We start from the raw sequence: 18525 nt of genomic DNA, 5'->3' as shown, positions 1-18525 counted from the left end.
TTCATGAACTATTACTACTTCAATCTCAACATTTCATATCAAACGTTTTTATCTCATTATTCTGGTGCGGCAAGTGTTGTTCAAGTTGTCACACACAACGGTTTGCGTTTGCAGTTACCCGCCGCGAGATTTAGACCATTTCTTAGTCAATTGGGCGTTAGAGGCCAGTTTAGACTAACAACTGACCAAAATAATAAGTTTCTTAAGTTAGAAACTCTGTGATGTATTGTATTTGCAGAGAGTTAAATAGGAATCTTAGTCACAGAATCGGACATTTCACCTCTTACCACTACGATTAGTTGTTAAACATTTGTAATTATGCTTTTACAATGGGCACATGCATTACCTATGCTTAGTTTCTAAGGTAACAACCTAGCTACTAAGTCCCCCTACAAAACAACAATTCTAATGTGGAGTGTGAATATGACCGCGCGTGAAAATGTAGTGCCGGTTCTGCTTGAAAAGGTTTACCAACTGATTCAAGACAAACTCGAGCTTTCTCACCAAACGCTTGTAACTAAACTTGCTCAACACTTATTCAGTAACATTGCTGATGATGATCTAATTCAGCGAAACGAATCCGACCTTTATGGTGCTGTCGTTAGCCTTTGGCACCATATCAATGAAAAAAAACCAGAAGAGATTTCGGTTCGAGTGTTTAACCCGACCGTAAGTCGTCAAGGCTGGCAATCCACACACACAATCGTAGAAATTGTTGTTCCAGATAGTCCATTCTTAGTGGACTCAGTCAAAATGGCTTTAGCACGTTTGGATCTTGTTTGTCACCTAATGTTGAATAACCCAACACAGATTCAGCGTGATAAAAAAGGGCAAGTTACAGACGTAAACGGTGAGGGTGGTGTTCTTCAATCACTTTTCCACATAGAGGTAGACCGCCTTACTAGTAAAGACGAGATGCAAGCGCTTAAAGAAGAGCTGTTAAGAATTCTATCTGATACTCGCTTAGTCGTTGATGACTGGAAGCAGATGGTTGATAAGCTTAAGTTTGTTACTGATGAACTTGAGAAAAATAAAGATCGTGTTTCTATCCAAACTGATCGTATGGATGAAACGATCGCATTTCTTCGTTGGCTAGAAGATCATAACTTTACCTTTATGGGTTATAAAGATTATGACTTAAAAGAGGTCAATGGTGATACCGAACTTGTTCCTGCTAAAGAAAAAGGACTAGGTCTGTTTGCTGATGACAAGCGCGTGCGTAGCGTCAAGCTCTCTGAATTATCAGATTCAGCGCGATTAGAAGCGAAAAAACCATACGCTCTGATCATCACCAAAGGTAACAAAGCATCTCGTATCCACCGTCCGGCTTATACTGATTACATCGGTATTAAAAAGTTTGATGAAAACGGTAAAGTAATAGGTGAGCATCGCTTTACTGGTTTATATACCTCCGCCGTTTACAACCAAGCGGTACAAAGTATTCCTCTGATCCGTGAAAAAGTTGACCGTATCCTTGAAGCAAGTGGATACCGCCACGGATCATACTCATACAAAGCATTGCACAATATCTTAGAAAACTACCCACGCGACGAGTTGCTTCAAGCTAATGAAGAAGAGCTGCTTGAGGTGGGAATGGGTGTTGTACAAATGCAAGATCGTGACTTGCTGCGTTTGTTTGTTCGTAAAGACCCATTTGGTCGTTTCTTCAGTTGCATGGTTTATGTCACTAAAGATCGTTACAACACAGAATTGCGTCGTCAAACTCAACGCATTCTTAAGCAGTACTTTGGTTGCGAGCAAGAGGTTGAATTTACAACGTACTTCTCAGAAAGCCCACTAGCGAGAACACATTACATTGTTCGTGTAGACAATAACAACATTGACGTAGACGTGAAAAAGATCGAGCAAAATCTAATGGAAGTTTCTACCTCTTGGGATGACAGACTAAAAGAATCCATCATTGCTAACTTTGGTGAAAGTAAAGGCCTTCCTCTTTCAAAAGAATATATGAGTGCGTTCCCTCGCTCATACAAAGAGGACATGATGCCAGGTTCTGCGGTTGCAGATATCGAGCGCTTAGAAGCGTTAAGTGATGATAATAAACTTGGTATGTTGTTCTACCGACCTCAAGAAGAGGGAGCAGATTCCAAAGCTGTCCGCTTAAAGTTATATCATCGCGATGAACCAATTCACCTTTCTGACGTAATGCCGATGTTGGAAAACCTTGGTTTGCGTGTGATTGGCGAATCGCCATATGAGATCGAGAAAAACAACGGTCAGACCTTCTGGATCCTTGACTTCTCTATGCTGCATAAGAGCGAGAAAACCGTTGACCTTCGTGAAGCTCGTGATCGTTTCCAACAAGCATTTGCTGCCATTTGGGCGGGTAATCTTGAAAGTGATGGTTTCAACCGATTGTTATTAGGTGCGTCTTTATCTGGCCGTGAGATTTCCATTCTTCGCGCTTACGCACGATACATGCGCCAAGTCGGCTTCCCATTCAGTCAGCAGTACATCGAAGACACGCTAAGCCACTACCCAGACTTAGCGACAGGTCTAGTCAAGCTGTTCACCAAGCGATTTGATCCGAAACACAAAGGCAGCGACAAAGGCCAAAACGATCTAATTAAAAAGCTAACAGAGCAGTTGGATCGTGTAGAGAGCTTGGATGATGATCGTATTATTCGTCGTTATATCGAAATGATCATGGCGACGCTTCGTACCAACTACTACCAAGTAGACGAGAATAAGCAGCCTAAGCCTTGGTTATCTTTGAAAATGAAGCCAAGCGATATTCCTGAGATTCCGCAGCCTGTACCTGCATTCGAGATCTTTGTTTACGCACCAGATATTGAAGGTGTTCACCTTCGTGGTGGAAAAGTGGCTCGTGGTGGTTTGCGTTGGTCAGATCGTCAAGAAGACTTCCGTACGGAGATTCTTGGCTTAGTGAAAGCGCAACAGGTTAAGAACACTGTAATTGTACCAGTGGGTGCAAAAGGCGGCTTCGTTTGTAAACGCCAGCCATCTCTCACCAGTCGTGATGAAATTTTTGCGGAAGGTCAGCGTTGTTACAAACGCTTTATCCGTGCACTGCTTGATGTGTCAGATAACATCATTGAAGGAGAGGTGGTACCACCACAAAACGTTGTTCGTCACGATGAAGATGACCCATATCTAGTAGTGGCTGCCGATAAAGGCACAGCAACCTTCTCAGATTTGGCAAACTCTGTTTCTGCAGAATACAACTTCTGGCTAGGTGACGCATTCGCTTCAGGTGGTTCAAACGGTTACGATCACAAAGCAATGGGAATCACCGCAAAAGGTGGTTGGGAATCTGTTAAACGTCACTTCCGTGAAATGGGCATCAACTGTCAGACCACTGATTTTACTGCAATCGGTGTAGGTGATATGGCAGGTGACGTGTTCGGTAACGGTATGCTGTTATCGAAGCATATTCGATTGCAAGCTGCGTTTAACCACATGCACATCTTTATTGATCCAAATCCAGATTCAGCCAGCAGCTGGGAAGAGCGTAACCGCTTGTTTAATTTGCCAAGATCAAGCTGGGAAGATTACAACAAAGACTTGATCTCTCAAGGTGGTGGCATCTTCTCTCGTCGATCAAAATCGATCCAGTTGACGCCAGAAATTCAGAAAATGTTAGGTACGAAGAAAGCATCTTTAGCGCCTAACGATCTGATAAAGATGATCTTGAAAATGAAAGTCGATCTTCTTTGGAACGGTGGTATCGGCACTTACGTTAAATCATCGACAGAAACTCATACAGATGTTGGTGACCGTGCTAACGACATGCTGCGCATTGACGGCCGTGACTTAAGAGCCAAAGTGGTTGGCGAAGGTGGTAACTTGGGTATGACTCAGCTTGGTCGTATCGAATACGCACTAACTGGCGGTCGAGTGAACACGGACTTCGTTGATAACGTAGGTGGCGTTGACTGTTCGGATAATGAAGTCAACATCAAGATCTTCCTCAATGGACTGGTTTCAAATGGCGATCTTACGGTTAAGCAACGTAACCAAATTCTAGAGTCTATGGAAGACGAAGTGGGTGAAATTGTCTTGGATGATGCTTACCGTCAGTCGGAGTCGATCTCTGTTACTGAACAGCAAGGTGTTGGCATTGTTAAGGAGCAAATTCGATTCATCCACACTATGGAGAAAGCAGGGTACTTGGACCGTGCTCTCGAATACATTCCTGATGATGAAACGCTAATCGAGCGTGAAAAACAGGGACTAGGTCTGACTCGCCCTGAGCTATCAGTGTTAGTTGCCTACGGTAAAATGGTACTTAAACAGCAACTTGTTACGGATGAAATCGCAAATGATGAATTCCATGCAAAACAACTTGTTGAATATTTCCCAAGTGCGTTACGACGTAACTATAAAGATCAAATGGTTAATCACCCACTGCGAGCTGAAATTATCGCTACAGCATTGGCTAACCAGATGGTTAATGAAATGGGCTGTAACTTCGTTACTCGTTTGCAAGAAGAAACTGGTGCAAGTGTTGTCGATATTGCCAACGCTTACAGTGCGGCTAGAGAAATCTTTGATTTAGAAGAAATCCTCAAGCAAACTCGCAAACTTGATAACGTTGCGACAGCGCAAGCTCAATACGAAATTATGTTTTACGTGCGCCGAGCACTGCGTCGAATTGCACGCTGGTTGCTTCGTAACCGTAGCGGCAAATGCACGGTCGGTGAGTTGATTGCTATCTACAAGCAAGATGTCAATGTTATCACTGAAACCCTAGACACTATGTTAGTTGAGTCTGAAGTTGAAGAACACAATGAGTTGGCTCAAGGTTGGATAGAGAAAGGGGTTGAAGAGAAACTCGCTCACCAAGTTGCCCGCTTATCAAGCTTACAATCTGCACTGGATATTTCATCAGTAGCAAGTGAAACAGGTAAAACGGTTGAGCAAGCATCGAAACTCTACTTTAACTTGGGTGACCGTTTATCGTTGCATTGGTTCTTGAAGCAAATTAATAGCCAAGCCGTTGATAACAACTGGCAAGCACTTGCAAGAGCGGCATTCCGTGAAGATCTGGACTGGCAACAACGTCAACTTACCGCTCAGGTACTGACTTGTGGCTGCTCAACCGAAGAGCTTGACGTGATGGCTGCGTTAGAAGATTGGATTGAAACTAACGAGCAATCGTTGCACCGCTGGGAGAGTATCTTAAACGAGTTCAAAGTTGGCTCAGTACACGAATTTGCTAAGTTCTCTGTAGCACTTCGAGAGCTAGTACTTTTAAACCTCAACTGCTCATCGAAAGAGTAGTGGAATAATCAAGTCATAAGTAAAAGCCTCGTTATTTAACGGGGCTTTTTATTATCTATTATTCACATTTGGAACGAAAATAGTTACATTGTCACATTGAGTTGAAATTAAAACAGAGTGAAATCGATTGCTTTTAAGCGGTTAGTTACGATTTTTATCGCAGAAACTTGATTGTAATTGTTTGTTTTATATTTGAAAATCTTATAAAGATATAGGTTTTTACTTATTACGTTCATTTTCATTGAATTACGATGAAAAACGGTAAATAATATTGTCCCGTTTATACGGGGCTTTTTTCTTTCGGAGGCACAATGCTTTACCGTCTAGCCAGAACTGGCTTTTTCCAACTCGATGCCGAGAAGGCACATGATCTTGCAATCAAGAACTTCCAACGCTTTAACGGCACACCACTTGATCTCTTTTACCGCCAACAGTTACCAACTCGTCCAGTTGAGTGTATGGGTCTAACATTCCGTAACCCTGTTGGTCTTGCGGCTGGTTTAGATAAAAACGGCGAATGTATTGAAGCATTTGATGCCATGGGCTTTGGCTTTGTCGAAGTCGGCACTGTAACGCCACGACCACAACCAGGTAATGATAAACCACGCCTATTCCGTTTAGTGGAAGCAGAAGGGATCATCAACCGCATGGGCTTTAATAACCTAGGCGTTGATAATTTGATCGAGAATGTTAAACGAGCAAAATTCAATTGTGTTCTCGGAATTAATATCGGTAAAAATAAAGATACGCCAATTGAGAAAGGGGCAGAGGACTACCTGATTTGTATGGAAAAAGTGTATGAGTATGCTGGCTATATTGCAGTAAACATCTCATCGCCAAACACTCCAGGCCTTCGTTCACTTCAATATGGTGAAGCCCTTGATGAACTGCTTTCCGAATTAAAGGCGAAACAAGCGGAGTTATCAGAGAAGTACAACAAGTACGTCCCGTTAGCATTAAAGATTGCGCCAGATTTAAGTGACGATGAAATCTGCCAAATTTGCGATTCTTTATTGAAAAACAATATAGATGGTGTGATCGCGACTAACACAACTTTGGATCGCACGATCGTAGAAGGGATGAAACACGCCAATGAGGCAGGTGGCTTGAGTGGTCGCCCTGTGCAATCACGCTCTACGGAGGTCGTACGTAAGCTTCATGAAGAGCTTGGAGACAAACTTCCAATTATCGGTGTTGGTGGTGTAGATTCCTATGTTGCAGCCAAAGAAAAGATCATGGCAGGCGCTAAGCTTGTTCAAGTCTACACTGGCTTTATTTACCACGGCCCAGGTCTCGTACGTGATATTGTTAAGAATCTTTAACATATACATCAAAAACTACTGAAAAATCAGTACCTGTTACATAAAAAAGAGGACTTTGTTTCCTCTTTTTTTTTATCCGTTCGTTTGTAGAATTTAAAAATCACGAGTAGGTAATTAAGCGTCTTACCTCTTTACCACTGATTTAACTAGTCAAGAGAGAACGGAATAATGCTTAAACCCAGCGACAAATGGAATTGGTATTTTGACGAGCAAAAAGCTTGCTTAATGCTGGATCTGGGGGAGGAAATGATTTTCCAAACCAATCTATCCCGAAAATTGTTGGTTAACTGTGCCTTCTCAAACAGTGAATTTACCGTTGATGACGCCAGCGCATTTCAAACGTTTAATGAGCGCATTCGCTGTCTCGATATCAGTGAATATCGCCAAGCTGAATTAACACTGTATTGTGTTGCTGCAAAGCGTTTTCATAAACCTGTACAGCCTAAGAGCTGGTTCTTCGATGCACAGTCCTCTGATTATGAACCTCAAGAAGGGGACATGGTCTTTCTCACAAATCAATATTCTGATGGTATGTTCATCGTTCTAGAACCAGGCGAAACATCGAGCTTATGTGCTTATGTTAACCAAGAAGCCTTTGTTCTTGATGGCAATAAGGCGCTTCAATTTGGGCAGCCGATTAAAGTAATGCATGATCGCATGGCTTGTGCAAATCACCTCTTTGCAATGACCCCTATGGCAATGGTGGGTTAAAGCTGTTTAATTTTTCTTTATTTCGTTCCTTTGTTTGCCTTAATCGACCTTATTGGGTCGATTTTTTTTGTCCTTTCCTCTGACACTCCAATCCGAAAGACCATGAAACTGTTTGTTTTCTATGCATGCAAACATGAAGCTGGTCACTTTTATTTTACTTATTTCAATTTGATTACTCCTTTAATTAGGCAACCTAGCGCCTAAAACAACCCTATTTATTCCCCTATAAAGGGCATTTGTAAGTAATTTACATCAACCAATCACGACTGGTATATACCAAAATGCATGTAAATAAGTATTCACTTCTTCTAAAGGAAACAAAATACGTTCATGAATGAAAAACATTCAAACTAAAGATGTTGAAAGTTTTAGATCATTTGAGTGGTGATGATTTGAACTAACGGGTGGGAAAATACCTTTAAAAACGAGGCATTGATCGTAAAGTCAGGTATAATTGAAGCCATTTTTTATCAGCGAAAGAACACTATGAATCAATATCTCGCGGTAACTTCAAATGGCATGGAAAATTTGCTTGTTGAAGAACTGACTAAACTAGGCATTGAAAATGCGAAACCAGTACAGGCAGGCGTAAAATTTAAAGCGACAAACGAACAGGTTTATCGCTGTTGTTTGTGGAGCCGTTTAGCGTCTCGATTTGTACGTGTTTTATCTGAGTTCACGTGTAACAACGACATGGACTTGTATCTATCCACTTCCACTATTAACTGGGTTAACCAATTTCATAGCTCTAAACGCTTTGTTGTGGACTTTAACGGCACAAACCGTGAGATTAGAAATAGCCAATACGGAGCTATGAAGGTCAAAGATGGCATCGTAGATTGCTTTGAGAATAAAGGCTTGCCACGTCCTAATATCAGCAAAGAACGCCCAGATATTCGTATTCACGTTCGTTTGCATAAAGATAAAGCGTTGCTTGGGATAGACATGGTAGGTAGTGGTCTTCATCAGCGTGGTTATCGACCAGAATCGGGTCGTGCGCCATTACGTGAAACGCTTGCTTCTGCGATTATCATGCGTTGTGGCTGGGATGGGCATCAACCATTACTCGATCCAATGTGTGGTTCTGGTACTTTGCTTATTGAAGCGGCAATGATGGCAGCCAACATGGCACCTGGCGTTAAGCGCAAACAATGGGGCTTCGAAGTTTTGGAAGACTTTGAACCGGAGACCTGGGCTGAGATTAAATCAGAGGCTAATGTTCAAGCTAGACGGGGTGTCAAGAAAGTTGACGCTAAGTTTTTTGGATTCGATAACGACCCCAAAGTATTAAAAGTCGCTCAAGAAAACGCCCGCAGAGCAGGTGTTGAAGAGTTGATTGAGTTTGCGCAAGGTGATGCTGCAACTATTACTCGTCCCGCAGGATTTGAACACGGTGTTATCGTTTCAAACCCACCTTACGGTGAGCGTCTAGGAACTGAGCCGGGGCTGATTGCGCTCTATACCGCATTCGGTGGACAGCTAAAATCTGAGTTTGGCGGATGTAAAGCATCTATCTTCTCTAGCTCAGACGAGCTCTTGAGTTGCCTTCGTATGCGCGCTGATAAACAGTTTAAATTGAACAACGGTGCGTTACCGTGTCACCAAAAGAACTACAGCATTGCCGAGCGCAGCGCTGATGAAGTTAAAGGTGCAGATACTAACGTTCAAATCGCACCAGACTTCTCAAACCGTTTGAAGAAAAACATTGGCAAGATTGGCAAGTGGGCTCGTAAAGAGAAACTAGACTGCTATCGTATCTACGATGCAGACCTTCCAGAATACAACGTAGCGATCGACGTGTACGGCGATCAAATTGTGATTCAAGAGTACGCAGCACCTAAGAACATCCCTGAAGAAAAAGCCAAGCGTCGTCTAACGGACATTATCCGTGCGACGATTCAGGTGACCGGTGTTGAAGCGAACAAAGTTGTACTGAAAGTTCGTGAGAAGCAGAAAGGTCGAAGCCAGTACCAAAAATTAGGTCAGGTATCAGAGACGCTCGAAGTAAACGAGTACGGTGTGAAGCTGATCGTGAACCTTCATGACTACCTAGACACAGGCCTGTTCTTGGATCATAAGATCACTCGTCGTCGTCTTGGCGAAATGGCACAGGGTAAAGATTTCCTTAACTTGTTTGCTTACACTGGTAGTGCAACAGTGCACGCTGCAGTTGGTGGTGCGCGTTCCACTACAACTGTCGATATGTCAAACACCTACTTGAACTGGGCGAAAGACAATATGCAGCTTAATGGCTGTGTAGGGCGCCAACATAAATATGAACAAGCGGACTGTTTGCAATGGCTAGAAAACGCAAAAGGTGAGTACGACTTGATCTTTATTGACCCACCTACGTTCTCTAACTCTAAGCGTATGGAAACATCATTCGATGTACAACGTGACCACATTAAGCTAATGAAGAACCTCAAACGTTTACTGAGAAGTGAAGGCACAATCGTATTTTCAAATAACAAACGTCACTTCAAGATGGATGAAGAATCACTCGCTGAATTGGGTTTGAAGGCTCAGAATATTTCTTCTCAAACGTTACCATTAGATTTTTCGCGTAATAAACAGATTCATAACTGTTGGCTAGTAACGCACGCGTAGTATAAACAAAAGGATTAATACGTGCTGATATTGTATAGCACGGAGGGATGCCATCTTTGTGAGATGGCATTTGCTCTAGTAGACCAAGTCGGTTTGGCCGAGCAAACAGATATCATTGATATTGCGTTCGATGATGTACTATTTTCTCGTTACGGCGTCATAATACCCGTATTAAAATATCAAGATTCTGAGTTGAACTGGCCGTTTGACTTAGAACAACTCACACATTGGTTGGATAATAATGGCATTACTTACCATTCATAACGCACAACTTGCATTTGGTGACCACCCATTGCTAGACAAAGCGGAGTTCGCTCTTCAAGAAAACGAACGCGTTTGTTTAGTTGGTCGTAACGGAGCAGGTAAGTCCACGTTAATGAAAGTGCTTGCCGGCGACATTTTGTTGGATGATGGCAAGATTCAAATAACTCAAGACGTAGTAGTTTCTCGGCTTGAACAAGATCCACCGCGCAATCAAGAGGGTACGGTTTACGAATACGTATCTGGCGGTTTGGCTGAAATCGGCGAACAATTGAAGATCTATCACGATCTTCTCGATCTTGTTGCTCAAGACCCAAGTGAGAAGAACATTAACCGTTTGGCGAAAGTTCAAGAGCAACTTGATCATTCTAACGCTTGGCGCTTTGATGACCGTGTTAAGAACGTACTTGGCGCTTTAAAACTAAGCCCAGAAACCAAACTGACCGATCTATCCGGTGGCTGGCAACGTAAAGCTGCTTTAGCTCGTGCGCTGGTTTGTGATCCTGATGTATTGCTTCTTGATGAACCAACAAACCATCTCGATGTGACAACGATCGAATGGTTAGAGAACTTCTTAAAAGACTTCAAAGGCTCGATCATCTTTATTTCTCACGACCGTGCATTCATCAAGTCGATGGCGACACGCATCGTTGACTTAGATCGCGGTCAATTAGCTTCTTTCCCTGGTAATTACGAACAGTATTTGAATGACAAAGAAGAAATGCTTCGCGTCGAAGAAATGCAAAATGCTGAGTTCGATAAGAAACTAGCGCAGGAAGAAGTGTGGATTCGTCAAGGCATTAAAGCACGTCGTACTCGTAATGAAGGCCGTGTTCGAGCCCTTAAAAAACTTCGTGAAGAGCGTCGTGACCGTCGTGAAGTTCAAGGTAAAGTTAACCTAAACATCGATGATGCTTCTCGTTCAGGTAAGATTGTATTTGAAGCAGAAAATGTATCTTTTGCTTACGAAGGCAAGACAATTGTCGACGACTTTAGCTTTAACATCATGCGTGGTGACCGTATTGCACTTATCGGACCAAATGGCTGCGGTAAGAGTACGGTACTTAAATTGCTACTAGGGCAATTGGAAGCGCAGTCTGGTCGTTTACACTGCGGAACAAAATTAGAAGTCGCGTACTTTGATCAGTACCGAGAGATTTTGGATCCAGAAAAGACAGTGATCGATAACTTAGCGGATGGGAAACAAGAAGTAATGGTTGGGGGACGTCAGCGTCATGCGCTGAGTTATCTTCAAGACTTCTTATTTGCACCTAAGCGCGCCAGAACCCCGGTTAAGGCACTTTCTGGTGGTGAGAAAAACCGATTATTGCTAGCCCGTATCTTGTTGAAACCAAACAACTTACTTATTCTTGATGAACCAACTAACGATTTGGATATCGAAACGTTGGAACTTTTAGAAGAAATGCTTGCCAATTATCAGGGTACATTATTGTTAGTGAGTCACGACCGTGAGTTCGTAGACAACACAGTAACAACCAGCTGGATTTTTGAGGGTAACGGTATAATCGAAGAGTTCGTTGGTGGTTATCATGATGCTAAACAGCAGCGTGACCAAGTTCTTGCTTCGCGCAGTCAGGTTGAAAAACCAACAAAGAAAGAGAAAGTGGTTGAGGAAACTCCCAAAACTACGCAACCTAAGAACAATTCGAAGAAGTTATCGTATAAGCTGCAAAGAGAATTAGAGGCTCTACCAGCTAAACTTGAACAATTAGAGTCGGATATCGAGAGCCTTCAGGAGCAAGTGAACGATCCAGAGTTCTTTGCTAAACCTGTAGAGCAAACTCAGCCGGTATTGGAACAGCTTGCTGCATTAGAGCAGGAGTTGGAAATCGCATTCGAGAGATGGGAAGAACTCGAAGCAATGCAACAGGATAGTTAAGAATTCAATGAATTGTAGTAATAAATTCAAATTGACCGCCATTGCAATGATGGTTGGTACCACAATGAACGCACAGGCGGCATTGTATCAAGTTGTTGAGGTTTCACCTCAGGATCATGGTTCAAACGGTGACTACCAAACGGCTTACGGGGTTGCAATTCAACAGGGCAATGCAGGTACAGATCCTTCAACAGGTTCACCTTTCGCTCTAGGCTGCTTTGATGCAGCAGCAAACTGCACGCCAGAGCAGTTTAAACTTGCAATGGAAACTCGCACTACACCGATTTCAGCGACACAAGCCGTGGATGGGAACAGCTATCGTGAAGAAATCCCATTCGGATTAGACGCTGGCTTTTATTACATCCAAGAACTCAAAGACTTTGAGCGTTACTGTTACAACCAGCTTCGCTATTCCACCTGTGACTCATGGGCTTCAGTAAACTGGACGCCGTGGAATAAAGAACGTAGTAAAGACTTTACTTCTAATGCGTTAGCGTTCATAGAAGAAGATTCTGCTGCTTATAAAAATGAATATAACAATGTTATCAACCAGCTTACCGAGGATGGTGCAGCTGTCGGTAATCAGAGTAAAGTTAGCACAGAAAATACTTCTACATTAGAAACACGAAATACCGTAGTTGCACCAGTAGAGCCAAATATTCTTACTGGCGATGGTGACGCAAGTGTTGTGCAAAGCCATGCTTGGAGCACAGACGGCAATTTTACTGTTGGCAGTGTTTCTCGAACAGCAAGCAATACCAATGGATCTCACCACACATCAAAAGCAGCGATTTGGGATCAAAGCGGAACCGTCAGTGAATTGGCTTGGCCAAGTGGCACATCTAAAGATGGAGAAAGGTTAGCTCAAGGGAGCATGCGTGACCTTGTCACTGATGGAACTACGGTCTATGGCGTAGGTTACAACACTTACAGTGATGATAACTACCTGAATGCGACTGTTTTTGTCGGAACTCTAGAAGCCGAAGGTAGCGTTGAAAACGCAACTTGGAAAAACAAAGTTGTTGTAGGAGCTAGACAGCGCGAGGGTGATGATACGGTTCATACAAACTCACGATTAACCGACGTTAACTCTAATTTTGTTGCTATTGGTGAAGCAAAACGTTCGGGCGGATACTTAATGCCAACGGGCTCTGCTCCGAATCGTCTCTTTATCGTAGATGATGTTCGTAAGGATTCTATTAGCGCTTTTTACCCAACTACTGGCATTTTCTTTAGCGGTGCGGGCGGTAAGATGGGCGGTATCAACTCTTACAATGAAATCGTCGGGCAACTTGATGCAGAAACGACTCGTGAAGACGATGGCAAGCCACGTCGTAAGCGCGGTTTTATCTATCCATATAGCCTAGGTGGCGAGACTAGTGAACGTGCTGCAACATTGTTTAATGGAAAAGCTTGGTTCCTAGACAGTTTGACTAATGGCGGTGATTACTCTGAACAAAACAATCAGTTCCGTATTATCGACGCAACTGATATCAATGATGCAGGTGTGATCTCTGGTACAGCTATGAAATGTGCAGGTGGTTATAGCACAACAGCAAACAATGCGACATGTAGCTCTGAAGAGCAAATTGTAGCAGTCAAACTAGTACCTATTGCTGACGCAACTAAGGACGACATCGTATCTCGAAGCATTGACTCAACGACGACAGAGCGTCAAGGTGCAGGCCTTGGTTGGTTAGCTTTGACCATGCTTGGATTGTTTGGGTTCCGTAGAAAATAGTTAAAAATCGTCAGTAATTTTTAAATCAAGCAGATGCTCACACATTTGAGTCTCTGCTTTTTTTATGCCTTGAGAAATTGCCTACTTTGATCGATTCTTATAAGTGGAGTCATAAAAACTCCATCAAAGTTTCACAATAACAGCTGTACGTTAGTAAATGGACCTGTATGAGGAATTAACTATGAAGAGACAAAAGCGTGATCGCCTAGAACGAGCTCAATCTCAAGGCTACAAAGCTGGGTTGAATGGAAGGTCTCAAGAGGCTTGCCCATATCAACAAGTTGATGCTCGGTCGTATTGGTTAGGTGGTTGGCGTGATGCCAGAGATGAAAGACAATCTGGTCTCTACAAATAAACTCTCCACATACAAAAAGAAGGATTCGAAAGGGCTCTACGGAGCCTTTTCTACATTATAGGGACATAGGGAAGTAGGTTAACACTCGACAACAAAAAGGCTCCTAAATAGGAGCCTTAATAAATCGATTAAAATCGTGATTAGAAGCTTGAAGTGTCTTGGAACAAGCCAACTTTCAAATCTTTTGCTACGTAGATTTCTTTGCCGTCCACACATACACGACCGTCGGCCAAACCCATCACAAGTTTACGGTTTACAACGCGTTTCATGTGGATTTCGTACGTCACTTTTTTCGCTGTTGGCAGGATCTGACCTGTAAACTTCACTTCGCCAACACCCAGAGCACGACCTTTTCCTTTGCCACCAACCCAGCCAAGGAAGAAACCAACAAGTTGCCACATCGCATCAAGGCCAAGACAACCCGGCATTACTGGGTCGCCAGGGAAGTGGCAGTCAAAGAACCACAAATCTGGAGTAATATCCAATTCCGCCAAGATCAAACCTTTACCAAAATCGCCTTCAGTCTCAGACATTTTAGTAACACGATCCATCATTAGCATGTTTGGCGCAGGAAGCTGAGGGTAACCAGGCCCAAACAGTTCGCCTTGGCTAGAAGCAAGTAGATCGTCACGGTTATAAGAATCACGTTTGTTTTGCATTATCAATTACTCCAATTTTTGATAGCTGCATCTTAGTGAACACGTGTACGCTAAACAACTCCGATCAGTACTAGACAAACCAGTTTTTGATGCGCTGCACAATTCCTTCTGGATGCTCATGTCTTTCAAAGTTTTCAATACGTTCCGCTATTTTGCCAATAATGCTATCGTCTTCACCTCTAAAAGGTTTATTCATTACAATCGGAATAGCTTCATCTACGGTAGAAACGGACCAAATATGGAACTCACCATTTTTAATGCTTTCTATTACATCTTTATGTAATGCAAGGTGTTTAAGGTTTGATTTTGGCATCACAACACCTTGATTTCCTGTAAAACCTTGATGTTTACAAACCTGATAAAAGCCTTCAATTTTTTCGTTCAAGCCACCGACGGCTTGCACTCGACCAAACTGATCAACAGCTCCTGTAACAGCAACTTGTTGATTAATTGGAGATTCAGATAAAGCACTCACCAAGCAACAAAGTTCTGCAAGAGATGCGCTGTCACCATCAACTTCACTATAAGACTGTTCAAATACGATGGAGGCAGAGTAAGGCAGTGGTTCATCCAGTTTCAGAGCAGAGCTCAAGAAAGCTTGCATAATCATCATGCCTTTTGCATGTAGATTGCCTCCAAGCTCAGCTTTGCGCTCAACATCGGAAACATCGCCATCACCAAAATGAATTACACAAGATATTCGTGCAGGCTCACCATAGCTGACAGGGTGCCCAGCCATATCAATAACGGTTAGGCCATTGATTTGACCAACTTGTTCCCCAGTTGTCTCAATGATGACTTGTCCATCTAAAATATCGTACACGGCACGCTGAGGAAGGTAAGATTCTCGGTAATACTTGTCGTCAATCGCTTTATCTAACGACTTGTAATCTAATGCGTGACCATCACTGAACTGGCTGGCAAGCGTTAGAAGTTGAGAGTGCCACATTACTCCTAAAGGCAGATAATGTTGATCTTCAGTAAATCTCATACCGGCTAGCAACAATCTTCTAAAACCACATTCAGTTAAGTGAGGCAGCTGATATTGAGAACATATCCAGTTCACTAAACCAAAGTAATCTGTCAAATTCTGCTCTGACAGATGAATATCTTCTTCAACTTCCGTATACATGGCAAAGCCAGAACAGAAGTCTTCATCGATGTATTCTAGCTCTGCTAACTGACTTCTTTCTCCTGTTACAATCAGTTTTACATCATAAGCTTTAGCTTGCGGTACTGAAGTAGGTAAACGAGTAGGGCTTAGGTTCAGTGGCTCGATAAGGTTTTGTTGAATTGCAGACTTTATATTTGGCCAAAGCCCTGGGTTAGCCAAAATTAGATTAGCCGGTACAATTAAGTAACCGTTATCTGCCTGTGAAATTAAACCAGGTTGGAAGGCAATATCACCACTTACATCAACACTGTAACGGTCAAATAAACGTTTGGCATCAAGTGATTCCGAAAAAACTATCGCAGCGTTAGACTGGCTCTGAAGAGCTTTACTGATGAACTCTCTATATACAGAATTATCTACGCAGTTAATGAGTAGTACTCGCGTCAATCCGGAAATTTTTGAAAAACGAGATATCGTTGCCGACATTCTCGGTTGGAGATCAGTAAAAGACTTCTTTGGTAACGAAGGTGCAGACTTTAAAAGTGCTTCGTACTGCTCAAGTGAAGGTGTTACGTCTTGCCAATTAAGTTGGTTCATTAAAATTCATCGTAATTCAATCTTGCCGACATTATAACGAAACGGACTATAACACCCTAGCACCAATTTGGTTTGCTCTCGGCATTCATCTCTCAATGAACAATACTTAGACAAATGAGTGATCAACATCGATACTTCTAAGAGTTTTATTTGCCCAAGTAAACCATCTGGGTTACGCTGTCACTAGGTTATGTTTATGGGTCGGAACAAATGAAATATCAGCAGCTTGAGAATCTAGAATGTGGGTGGAAATGGAAGTATCTCATCAAAAAATGGAAAGATGGTGAAGCGATTACCCGACATATTGATACAAGCGAAGCAGATGCAGCGGTCGCAGAACTAAAACGCCTTGAACACGAGCCTACACTTGTCTTAGCTTGGATAGAAAACCACATGTCAGAAGAGTTAGATAATAAACTCAAGCAGGCTATCCGAGCGAAACGGAAACGTCACTTCAATGCAGAGCAAGTCCATACAAAGAAGAAATCCATTGATTTAGATTACCGAGTTTGGGAAAAGCTTTCTAGTAGAGCGAATGAACTTGGTTGTACGTTATCTGACGCAATTGAATATTTGCTTTCCGAAGCGTCGAGAAGTGAAAAAGCGAGTCAAAAAGTTACCTCAATTAAAGAGGATTTGAGTAAATTGCTATCTAGCTAGGATAGGGAGTGCCAAATGTTATATGTAATCTTAATTGCAGCCATCGTGATCTTTTGGTTGATCGCAGTCGATAGGCCGGTGTTAAAAGTAAAGTTCGATAATGGCCATATTAGTAACGTAAAAGGGCATCTACCTCCTTCTTTCAAACACAACTTACAGGATATTAGTGAGCATAACCCGTTTACTGGTGAAATGAAGGTGTATAGCCAACGAACAGGAATGCGCTTAAGCTTTTCCAAAGGCATTCCCAAAAAAGTTCAACAGAGGATTCGTAACGTTTTTCCGCACCAGGGCTTCAAAGCAAACAAAGGCAAGAAGCGCGCTTAATTACATATCAGTTACTTCATCATGTTAAATGGGACGCAATGTGGCGTCCCATTTTCGTATCTACAGAAAAATTACTTATCATCGAACAATCAACAACATAAACGGACCAAAACGATGAGATACGTTGTAACTTTAATGGTATTGATCTTTGCAAGTAATTCAGTTTTTGCTGACGATTCAGAAACGAACCTGTTGGCTAAAAAGATTAAGACTAAGCTTCAAAAGAAAGTAGACAATAAGTTTGATGGCTATCAAGGTTATTGTGACGTCATGATAGAAATGGAGCACAAAAGTAAAAACGCAGTAATAAAAAGAGTAACCAGCAGTGGTGACCAAAAAGTGTGTAGGTACGTTAAGTCCAACTTGAAGAAAGGAAAACGCTATCGTTACAAATACCCCGAAAAGTACATTCGCCTCCATATAACCACAGGCTTATAAATGTTTCAGAACGCAACTGAGCTCGTGATTTTTGGCAGATTTCGTTGCGGAGCGATTAGAGCGTTTAGCTGATTTTTGCTGTTGTACGAGGCGAGTATGAAAGGCTTTTTTGTTTGGTAGCGCTTAAGTTAGTAATCGTGATGCCATTGAATGGCAAATTCAGTGAGTTGGCCATCATCACCATACATAGATTGATTCAGGTGCTTACGGAAGGACACGCCAGTAAGTCGGGGACTAAGCGCGCATCAATTTTCAATAAGAGATTTGATTTGCTTCGTAAGCATAACCACAAACCAAACTAGCGATTGCAAGTCCACAGGAGCCTCGGTTAAAGCCTCAAAAGCAAACAATGTTGTTAATCTTAGGATGACATTTTAAAGTAGCTAAAACCGGACATTATTGCTTTGAGTTTACACTCCTCTCAGTACGCATTATATGTGTTATGTTAAATTGTGTATTGCCGTACGCTAAATGCTGTCTGAGTATGCTCCTATTCCCCTGCAGATTTTAAATTTAAGGGCCTTACAGTGAGCATTAAACATAATCGTTATTTACCATAAAATACTTA

At 42.3% G+C, this 18525-nt stretch carries 14 protein-coding genes; 12 read left to right on the top strand and 2 right to left on the bottom strand.

What is annotated here, in order from left to right; all coding sequences use genetic code 11:
* Nucleotides 1–3: 3 nt before the first annotated feature.
* From R7F07_RS15990 to rmf, 9 genes are all read left to right on the top strand, one after another.
* A complete protein-coding gene (locus tag R7F07_RS15990; RefSeq protein ID WP_005377440.1) occupies nucleotides 4–222 on the top strand; it encodes a DUF2835 domain-containing protein in 219 nt (72 codons plus the stop codon).
* A 201-nt stretch (nucleotides 223–423) separates the two neighbouring features.
* Nucleotides 424–5265 carry an NAD-glutamate dehydrogenase gene (locus R7F07_RS15985; RefSeq protein WP_025766614.1) on the top strand — a complete coding sequence of 1614 codons (4842 nt, stop codon included), beginning with the start codon at nucleotides 424–426 and terminating at the stop codon, nucleotides 5263–5265.
* 311 nt (nucleotides 5266–5576) lie between these two features.
* Nucleotides 5577–6587 carry a quinone-dependent dihydroorotate dehydrogenase gene (gene pyrD / locus R7F07_RS15980; RefSeq protein ID WP_017634281.1) on the top strand — a complete coding sequence of 337 codons (1011 nt, stop codon included), beginning with the start codon at nucleotides 5577–5579 and terminating at the stop codon, nucleotides 6585–6587.
* A gap of 168 nt (nucleotides 6588–6755) precedes the next feature.
* The gene (locus R7F07_RS15975) at nucleotides 6756–7298 is read left to right on the top strand and encodes a cell division protein ZapC (RefSeq protein ID WP_005377444.1); all 543 of its coding nucleotides are present in this window, start codon (nucleotides 6756–6758) and stop codon (nucleotides 7296–7298) included.
* 486 nt (nucleotides 7299–7784) lie between these two features.
* Nucleotides 7785–9905 (top strand): bifunctional 23S rRNA (guanine(2069)-N(7))-methyltransferase RlmK/23S rRNA (guanine(2445)-N(2))-methyltransferase RlmL, encoded by a 2121-nt coding sequence (gene rlmKL, locus R7F07_RS15970; protein ID WP_025766615.1) that lies wholly within the window; start codon nucleotides 7785–7787, stop codon nucleotides 9903–9905.
* Between the two features lie 21 nt (nucleotides 9906–9926).
* Nucleotides 9927–10169 carry a glutaredoxin family protein gene (locus R7F07_RS15965; RefSeq protein WP_080276907.1) on the top strand — a complete coding sequence of 81 codons (243 nt, stop codon included), beginning with the start codon at nucleotides 9927–9929 and terminating at the stop codon, nucleotides 10167–10169.
* Entirely contained in the window at nucleotides 10147–12066 is a 1920-nt protein-coding gene (locus tag R7F07_RS15960) for an ABC transporter ATP-binding protein (protein ID WP_005377449.1), read from the top strand. The genes R7F07_RS15965 and R7F07_RS15960 overlap by 23 nt, the downstream gene beginning before the upstream one ends.
* A 7-nt stretch (nucleotides 12067–12073) precedes the next feature.
* Nucleotides 12074–13807 (top strand): DUF3466 family protein, encoded by a 1734-nt coding sequence (locus R7F07_RS15955; RefSeq protein WP_025766617.1) that lies wholly within the window; start codon nucleotides 12074–12076, stop codon nucleotides 13805–13807.
* A 181-nt stretch (nucleotides 13808–13988) separates the two neighbouring features.
* Nucleotides 13989–14162: a ribosome modulation factor gene (rmf, locus tag R7F07_RS15950; RefSeq protein ID WP_005377453.1), complete on the top strand. Its 174-nt coding sequence runs from the start codon at nucleotides 13989–13991 to the stop codon at nucleotides 14160–14162.
* Between the two features lie 140 nt (nucleotides 14163–14302).
* Here the strand turns inward: rmf and fabA are convergent, their stop codons facing one another.
* On the bottom strand, nucleotides 14303–14821 hold the full coding sequence (fabA, locus tag R7F07_RS15945) for a bifunctional 3-hydroxydecanoyl-ACP dehydratase/trans-2-decenoyl-ACP isomerase (protein WP_005390081.1): 519 nt from the start codon (nucleotides 14819–14821) through the stop codon (nucleotides 14303–14305).
* 70 nt (nucleotides 14822–14891) lie between these two features.
* Nucleotides 14892–16532 carry an AAA family ATPase gene (locus R7F07_RS15940; protein ID WP_005377458.1) on the bottom strand — a complete coding sequence of 547 codons (1641 nt, stop codon included), beginning with the start codon at nucleotides 16530–16532 and terminating at the stop codon, nucleotides 14892–14894.
* 210 nt (nucleotides 16533–16742) lie between these two features.
* Here R7F07_RS15940 and matP point away from each other — a divergent pair, with 210 nt between their 5' ends.
* From matP to R7F07_RS15925, 3 genes are all read left to right on the top strand, one after another.
* The gene (gene matP, locus R7F07_RS15935) at nucleotides 16743–17192 is read left to right on the top strand and encodes a macrodomain Ter protein MatP (RefSeq protein WP_005396497.1); all 450 of its coding nucleotides are present in this window, start codon (nucleotides 16743–16745) and stop codon (nucleotides 17190–17192) included.
* A gap of 15 nt (nucleotides 17193–17207) precedes the next feature.
* Nucleotides 17208–17519, top strand: coding sequence for a DUF3634 family protein (locus R7F07_RS15930; protein ID WP_005377468.1), 312 nt, complete (start codon nucleotides 17208–17210; stop codon nucleotides 17517–17519).
* A 114-nt stretch (nucleotides 17520–17633) separates the two neighbouring features.
* Entirely contained in the window at nucleotides 17634–17957 is a 324-nt protein-coding gene (locus R7F07_RS15925; RefSeq protein WP_025766620.1) for a hypothetical protein, read from the top strand.
* Nucleotides 17958–18525: the final 568 nt, after the last annotated feature.

The sequence above is a fragment of the Vibrio sp. YT-16 genome, assembly GCF_033337405.1.
GTDB lineage: Bacteria > Pseudomonadota > Gammaproteobacteria > Enterobacterales > Vibrionaceae > Vibrio > Vibrio alginolyticus.
This window is presented reverse-complemented; position numbering and strand designations above follow the sequence as displayed.